Origin of the sequence: Mesorhizobium sp. M5C.F.Ca.IN.020.32.2.1 (assembly GCF_004023105.1) — a bacterium.
In the GTDB taxonomy this organism is placed as follows: domain Bacteria; phylum Pseudomonadota; class Alphaproteobacteria; order Rhizobiales; family Rhizobiaceae; genus Mesorhizobium; species Mesorhizobium wenxiniae.
The window spans coordinates 1-7548 of the sequence record NZ_RZSX01000244.1; the positions used below are offsets into that span (position 1 = coordinate 1).

The window sequence follows — 7548 nt, forward strand, 5'->3', positions numbered from 1 at the left end:
CGCCAAGCTGGTCGCGCAGCACCCGGCCCTTGATCTCCAGCACATGGCCCTCCGGCAGGTCGTCGAGCTGGAACGGTCCGTAGGAAATGCGGATCAGTCGCGTCACGTCGAGGCCAAGCGAGCCCAGTATGTTCCTGACTTCGCGGTTCTTGCCTTCGCGCAGGCCGAGCGTCAGCCAGGCGTTGGTGCCTTGCTCGCGGTCGAGCGTCGCCTCGATGGCGCCATAAAAGACGCCGTCAACGGCAATGCCTTCGCGCAAGCCGGCGAGCGCACTTTCCTCGACCTTGCCGTGGACGCGCACGCGGTAGCGCCTGAGCCAGCCAGTCGCCGGCAGTTCGAGCACGCGCGCCAGTCCGCCATCATTGGTGAGCAGCAGCAGGCCTTCGGTGTTGATGTCGAGCCGGCCGATAGTCATCAGCCGCGGCAGCTCGGCCGGCAGCACGTCGAAGACGGTCTTGCGGCCCTCGGGATCACGGTTGGTGGTGACGACGCCGGCCGGCTTGTGGAACAGGAACAGCCGGGTGCGCTCGATCGGCGGGATCTCCATGCCGTCGAGATGGATGATGTCGCCAGGCATAACATTGAAGGCGGGCGAGGACAGCACCCTTCCATTGACCTTGACGCGGCCGGCCGCGATCAGCTCCTCGGCATCGCGGCGCGAGGCAAGGCCGGCGCGGGCCAGCCGCTTGGCAATGCGCTCACCAGCCTCTTCCGTCGCTTCGGCGGGACGCGGGCGAGGCTTGAAGCCGCCGGCCGATGCCCCTTGGTGCCGATCACCGGCAAAATCGCGCTTGGGGCGATCACTGAAGTCTCCCTTGGGACGGTCGAAGCGCCTTTCGTTGCGCTCGCCTTCGGCAGCCGCCGGCCGGTCACCGCGTGGCGCGTAGGGTTTTCGAGGCCCCTCGCGCTTTTCATAAGGTTTGCCTTCAGGGCGCGGCCCCTTGCCGAACGGCCGGTCGCCACTTTTGAAGTCGCGCTTCGGCCGCTCGCCGTCAGCCGCGATCGGGCGGTCGCCGCGCGGGGCGTATGGCTTGCGCGGCCCCTCACGCTTTTCATAGGGCTTGCCTTCAGGGCGCGGCCCCTTGCCGATCGGCCGGTCGCCGCTTTTGAAGTCACGCTTCGGCCGCTCGCCGTCAGCCGCCATCGGTCGATCGCCGCGCGGCGCGTACGGCTTTTTCGCGCCGAAGGACGGCTTACCGCCCTTGCCGGCAGCGGTATCACGACCACGCGGGCCCGACGGTTTCGGGCCGTTCTTGCGGGGACCCTTTTGGCGCGGGAATTTCTTGTCTTTGTCGTCCATGTGGCTTTTGCTCGTTTGTACTACAGCGCCGCGCGTCCGTACGGACGCGCAAAGGACGCTGTAGGACTTTGATTTGGCGCATGATCCCTTCCGAAACCGATTCCGGTTTTCGGGGTCATGCGCTAGATAACAGGATCACGCCGGAGTAGCGAGGAGATAATAGGAATGGAAACCGCTTGAAGCGGCCGGATTTCATGGCGCTGGCGCTGAAGGAGGCCGAAGCCGCCGCCTTGCGCGGCGAAGTGCCGGTCGGCGCGGTCATCGCCAGCGGCGATATGGTCGTTGCCAGTGCCGGCAACCGCACCCGCGAGCTTTCCGACCCCACCGCCCATGCCGAGATGCTGGCGATCCGCGAGGCCTGCCGCCAGCTGTCGAGCGAGCGGCTCACCGGCCATGATCTCTATGTGACGCTGGAGCCCTGCGCCATGTGCGCCGGCGCCATTTCCTTCGCCAGGTTGCGCCGGCTCTATTTCGGCGCCGCCGACGAGAAGGGCGGCGCCGTGATCAACGGCGTGCGCTTCTTCGCCTCACCGACCTGCCACCATGTGCCAGACATCTATCCAGGCATGGCCGAAAACGACGCCGCGCTGCTCCTGAAGGATTTTTTCAGAGAGCGACGCGAACCGTAGCGTCGCCGGATTTCCCTGGCGCCGGCAGCTTACCACGGCAGCCAGTCGAACATGCCGCCGCTCTTGTTCTTGGCGGCCGCTTCCTTCTTGAGGCGGCGTTCTTTCTTGTATTCGTCCTCGCCGAGGTCGTCCACTGGTGCGGTGGCGGCAGCGGCGCGGTATTGCACCGGCGGCTCGCTGAGATATCTGCGGGTGTTCGGATCACCCTGCTTGGCTTCGGCGAGGCGGCGCTTGACCTCGGCGGCGCGGCCCTTGTCCGAATCCGCGGGCGTCCAGGCCGGCGGATGACTGGAAGCCGACTGCGCCATCGCAGTCTTGACCGCCGACGGATCCGTCTGGACGTCATCGACGATCTGCGCCTGATAGTCCGGATCGTCCTGATGGAGCGTCGCCTCGGCGCGCAGGCGAGCGCGGCGTTGCTCGGGCGATTCCGGCCAATCGGCGCTTGCCGTCGCGATGCTGTCCTGCGGCGGCGGCAGTTCCTTCTGACCCGGCGCCGGCTTCACCAGTTCGGGGCGCGGCTTGTAGTCGATCTTTTCCTTGTTCTTCGGCATGACTGTGAAAGCGCTGGTGAGATCGCCGGCAAGCTGGGCGGAGGCGGTCTTGTCGGTCCCGTAGGTCGGCGAGCCCATGCAGCCGGACAGGGCCAGGCCGGATACGACAAGCGGCGCCAGCAGCGCAACGCGCGCGCAAGTTCTTTCGGTCATGGCAAAAAGTCCCACTCTAGCAGCCTCTCGATCGCCACCGGCCAAAGGCCCGGTCCCCATCGCCTATGCTTCCGACGGAAATCCGGCGACAATTTGTCGGCCGGAGTTTCGCGTGTTTACCTCAACCACTCGTTAAGGGCAACGAGCGGGGGCTGATCAGCCGCCCGCCGTGGCATTTGTGCACCGCCTTATATACGACCAAGCGCCTTCAATTCATGCAGGACCGCCGCGTCCCGCGCCGAAACGTCGGGGAATTCCTCGTTCTGCCCGACATCGGCCGTGTAGCGCCATGAGCGCGCGCATTTGACTAGGCCCCGGTCCTCGGCCTTCTCGACCACCACGGCGACGCCCTTGACGTCGTCCAGCGTGAAGGCACCAGAAGGCGCGTCGCCATGCGCAATGACCAGATCGCTGGTGATCGCCATTTCGGCCATGTCGACATCTGATATCGCCGCTTCGAGCGCCGCATCGTCCAGCATGACGACCGGCACCGCTTCCAGCGACGAGCCGATGACCTTCTGGGCACGTGCGATCTCCAGCGCGCCGGTGACGACACGGCGGACCTGCCGCACCTTGCGCCATTTTTCCGCCAGCGCCTCGTTCTTCCAGTCGGACGGGATTGGCGGGAACTGGTCGAGATGCACCGAGACGGCGTCCGGATGGCGGTCGAGCCAAGCCTCCTCCATAGTGAAGGGCAGCATCGGTGCCAGCCATTTCACCAGGCAGTCGAACAGATGGCGTACCACCTGCACGGACGCCTTGCGCTTTACGCTGGACGGCGCCTCGCAGTAGAGCGCGTCCTTGCGGATGTCGAAATAGAAGGCCGACAGCTCGACCACCATGAAGTCGAGCAGCGTGCGGGTGATGCGCTTGAACTCGAAGGCGTCGTAGCCCGCGCGCACGACCTCATCGAGTTCGGAAAGCCGGTGCAGCATCAGCCGCTCCAGCTCCGGCATCTTGTCCAGCGGCACGTCCTCGCCATCGTCATGGGCAAGCGTGCCCAGCATCCAGCGGATGGTGTTGCGCAGCTTGCGGTAGGCGTCGACATTGGTCTGCAAGACGTTCTTGCCGAGCCGCTGATCCTCCCAGTAGTCGGTCGTCACCACCCATAGCCGCAGGATATCGGCGCCCGACTGTTTGATGACGTCCTGCGGCACCACGGTGTTGCCGAGCGACTTCGACATCTTGCGCCCCTCCTCGTCCATGGTGAAACCATGGGTGACGACGGTGTCGTAAGGCGCCCTGCCCCTGGTGCCGCAGCTTTCAAGCAGCGAGGAGTGGAACCAGCCGCGATGCTGGTCGGAGCCTTCGAGATAGACGTCGGCCGGCCATTTCAGGTCAGGACGATCCTCCAGGGTGAAGACATGGGTCGAGCCGGAATCGAACCAGACGTCGAGGATGTCCATCACCTGCTGCCATTTCGAGGCATCGTGGTTGCCGAGGAAACGCTCCTTGGCGCCGGCCGCAAACCAGGCGTCGGCGCCTTCCTTCTCGAAGGCGTCAATGATGCGCTGGTTGACCGCCTCGTCGCGCAGGACATTGCCGTCGGCGTCGGCGAAGACGGCGATCGGCACGCCCCAGGCGCGCTGGCGCGACAGCACCCAGTCGGGGCGCTCCTCGATCATGGCGCGGATGCGGTTCTGGCCGGCGGCCGGCACGAAGCGGGTGTCGCCGATGGCGTTCAAGGCACGGCTGCGCAGCGTCGTGCCGTCGCCGAGCTCCTTATCCATGTAGACGAACCATTGCGGCGTGTTGCGGAAGATGATCGGCTTCTTCGACCGCCACGAATGCGGATAGGAATGCTTCAGCCGGCCGCGCGCGAACAGCGCGTTGCGCTTGATCAGCTCGTCGATGACCGCCTGATTGGCATTGCCCTTCTTGCCGTTGTCGTCGATCACGCGGGCGGCACCGCCCTCGCGGTCCGGGCCGAAGCCCGGCGCATCCTTGGTGAAGAAGCCGGCGTCGTCGACAGGGAACGGGATCGCCGTGTCGATGCCGCGTTGGCGCAGTTCCGATGCAGCGTCCGTCCAGGCATCGAAGTCCTCGCGGCCGTGACTGGGCGAGGTGTGAACGAAGCCGGTGCCGGCATCGTCGGTGACGTGGTCGCCGGCGAGCATTGGGACGGGGAAGTCGTAGCCGCCATTCAAATCTTTGAAGGGATGAGAAAGGGTAAGGCTTCCAAGCTCTTCGGCCGAAATGCTACGGAAGCGATTCATCGTCACTTTGGCTTTGGCCGCAGCCTCGTCCGCCAACGCGTCGGCGAAGATCAGTCTTTCGCCAGGCTGCGGGCCGAAAGCATTCTCGGCCGCAGTGACCTCGTAGAGGCCATAGTTGATGCGTGGCGAATAGTTTACGGCGCGGTTGCCAGGTATGGTCCACGGCGTGGTCGTCCAGATGACGACATGGGCCTCCAGCAAGTCCAGTGACGTCTGCGTCAGTTTTGGATCCAAGGCCGGCTGCCCATCTTCGACGTTGGTGACCTGACGAGCGACGCTGACGACCGGAAACTTCGCCCAGATCGTGTCGCTCTCATAGTCCTGGTATTCGACTTCAGCCTCGGCCAGTGCGGTGCGCTCGACAACGCTCCACATCACCGGCTTGGAGCCGCGGTAGAGCTGGCCCGACATGGCGAATTTCAACAGTTCGCCGGCGATGCGCGCCTCGGCATGGAACGCCATCGTCGTATAGGGATTGTCGAAGTCGCCGACGACACCGAGCCTCTGGAACTCGCCGCCCTGCACCTTGATCCAGTGCGCGGCGAACTCGCGGCATTCCTTGCGGAACTCATTGACCGGGACCTCGTCCTTGTTCTTGCCCTTGGCGCGGTATTGCTCCTCGATTTTCCATTCGATCGGCAGGCCGTGGCAATCCCAGCCGGGCACATAGTTCGAGTCGTAGCCGCGCATCTGGAACGAGCGGGTGATGACGTCCTTGAGGATCTTGTTCAGCGCATGGCCGATATGGATGTTGCCGTTGGCGTAGGGCGGGCCGTCATGTAGCACGTATTTTTCGCGGCCGGCGGCGTTTTCGCGCAGCTTGCGGTAAAGGTCCATGTCCTGCCAGCGCTTGACCAGCAGCGGCTCCTTCTCGGGCAAGCCGGCGCGCATCGGGAAATCCGTCCGCGGCAGATAGAGCGTTTTGGAATAGTCGATCGTTTCAACAGTGTCGGTCATTGGGGTATCGGTCATTGGTCTGCCATATGCATTGCCCGGCAAAAGAGCCCGGGCGTTGAACTATCATGATCTGGAAAAAGCGCGAGAGGCCGCGCGCAAAATTCCCGGCGGCTCCGGCGGCGCTCAAGCCGTCCGGAACACCGGGCTCGTAATTCGTATCGCAATCGCGAGAGGGCGCGAAACGCTCGTCATGGCCGGGCTTTTAACCGAGACAGGCGATATTGAAAAGCCCGAACTCTCGGTCCCTTCATTGCAGCTAATGACGTCATGATGCATCCGGCCGATAGGCGAGTGCCGGGCTAAGCACTCACATCGAGAAATCGAAGCGATAGGTCGTCGATACGCCGATCATGAACTGATCTCTGGAGCCGCGCTCCTTGACCAGGCTGGAATCGGCCGCCGGGCCCATCAGGCGTGAATATTCGCCGAACAGGCTGGCCGTCATCGGCTCGGTCACTTTCCAGGTCACCGCGCCGCCGAGGCCCGCCGACTTCACGCCGCCGCCCGGACGGTATCGGCTGAGGCCCGAAGCCACGGCTTCCTCGGCGTTGACGCCGTAATAGGCGTCGAAATAGTCTGACGAGGCAAACGAGACGCGCGGCCCGCCCGAAATTCTGACGTCGGGCGTCACATCATAGAATGCGTCGGCGGCGATGTCGGCGACAAAGCCGCTATGGGCGCGAATGCCGCGCCGCAATTCGGCGCGGGCGCGCAACCAGTCAAAAGGATAGAATTCGAAGAAGCCGCCGGCTTCGCCACCCCAGCGCACCGGGTCGAGGCCTTTCAGCTCGTCGGCGTCGTCATCATCGCGCGAAAACAGCAATTTTCCGGTCAGGCCGGCGCGGAGGCCGCCTTCGTCGATCAACGCCAGCGAAATGTTGTCGTTGCGCGAGGTGAAGCGGGCCGCAGGACCGGCCTTGCCGAGCGAGATGATCGGCTGGGCGCTGAGCAGGTACTTCTTGCCGCCCTCAAAGTTCGGCGCGACCATGCCGGTGGCGCCGACCGTCAGATACCAGTCGCCGGACAGCCAGCCCAAAGCGCCCTCGCCGGCTTCGGCGGCACCGGGCGCGCACAGCACGAAGCTGGCCAAGACCAGCTGAAACACCCTGACAAAACGCATCGTCACTCCATACGCACGAAACGCCGGCGGGAACAACCGGCCTGGCCAAGAGCCATGGCGCCGGTTCAGTAAACTTTGATTTAAATTCGAAACGCTGCCTCGCTTTTTGGCGTGCGTCCGGTGCAAGCTGCTCGCTGGACGGGCAAAGCCTTCGGCGCTACCCTCCAAATCGGCAAGATGCCAGGCGACCTCGATGGAGATGGCGGCAATGACCCTGCAAGGCGATGCTTTAAAGGATGCGATTGGTCAGACGCGGGCGAAATGGGGATGGTTCGTCGGGCTCGGCGTGCTGCTGCTGATCCTCGGCGGCATCGCGTTCGGCAATCTGTTTATCGCCACGGTCGCCTCGGTCTATGTCGTAGGCTGGCTGATGCTGATGGCCGGAATCATCGAGATCATGCATGCCTTCGGTGTGAAGACATGGAGCCGGTTCTTCTACTGGCTGCTCAGCGGCCTTCTCTATGCAGTCGCCGGGTTCTTCGCCTTCTATAATCCGCTGCTGGCGTCGGCAGTGCTGACCTTCCTGCTGGCGGTCGCCCTTCTCGCCTCTGGCGTGCTCAGGGCCTGGGTCGGGTACAAGCACAGACCGGAAAAAGGCTGGGGCTGGCTGGTGGCGGCC

At 64.1% G+C, this 7548-nt stretch carries 7 protein-coding genes; 3 read left to right on the top strand and 4 right to left on the bottom strand.

Features of this window, described 5'->3' with window-relative positions:
- Positions 1-1300, bottom strand: a 1300-nt coding sequence (locus EOA86_RS14365; RefSeq protein ID WP_128342233.1) for a pseudouridine synthase, incomplete at its 3' end; no start/stop codon positions are given.
- A 176-nt stretch (positions 1301-1476) separates the two neighbouring features.
- Between EOA86_RS14365 and EOA86_RS14370 the strand changes: the two genes are divergently transcribed.
- Entirely contained in the window at positions 1477-1929 is a 453-nt protein-coding gene (locus tag EOA86_RS14370) for a nucleoside deaminase (RefSeq protein ID WP_128342235.1), read from the top strand.
- A 29-nt stretch (positions 1930-1958) separates the two neighbouring features.
- On the opposite strand, the gene EOA86_RS14375 is transcribed toward EOA86_RS14370, so the two are convergent.
- Positions 1959-2636 carry a hypothetical protein gene (locus EOA86_RS14375; RefSeq protein ID WP_128342236.1) on the bottom strand — a complete coding sequence of 226 codons (678 nt, stop codon included), beginning with the start codon at positions 2634-2636 and terminating at the stop codon, positions 1959-1961.
- Between the two features lie 188 nt (positions 2637-2824).
- Entirely contained in the window at positions 2825-5809 is a 2985-nt protein-coding gene (gene ileS, locus EOA86_RS14380; protein WP_128342242.1) for an isoleucine--tRNA ligase, read from the bottom strand.
- A gap of 55 nt (positions 5810-5864) precedes the next feature.
- Between ileS and EOA86_RS14385 the strand changes: the two genes are divergently transcribed.
- Positions 5865-6080: a hypothetical protein gene (locus EOA86_RS14385; RefSeq protein WP_128342238.1), complete on the top strand. Its 216-nt coding sequence runs from the start codon at positions 5865-5867 to the stop codon at positions 6078-6080.
- A gap of 36 nt (positions 6081-6116) precedes the next feature.
- Here the strand turns inward: EOA86_RS14385 and EOA86_RS14390 are convergent, their stop codons facing one another.
- Entirely contained in the window at positions 6117-6929 is an 813-nt protein-coding gene (locus EOA86_RS14390; protein ID WP_128342240.1) for a MipA/OmpV family protein, read from the bottom strand.
- 208 nt (positions 6930-7137) lie between these two features.
- On the opposite strand from EOA86_RS14390, the gene EOA86_RS14395 reads away from it, so the two are divergent.
- A partial coding sequence (locus EOA86_RS14395; protein ID WP_164891749.1) for an HdeD family acid-resistance protein occupies positions 7138-7548 on the top strand: 411 nt, incomplete at its 3' end.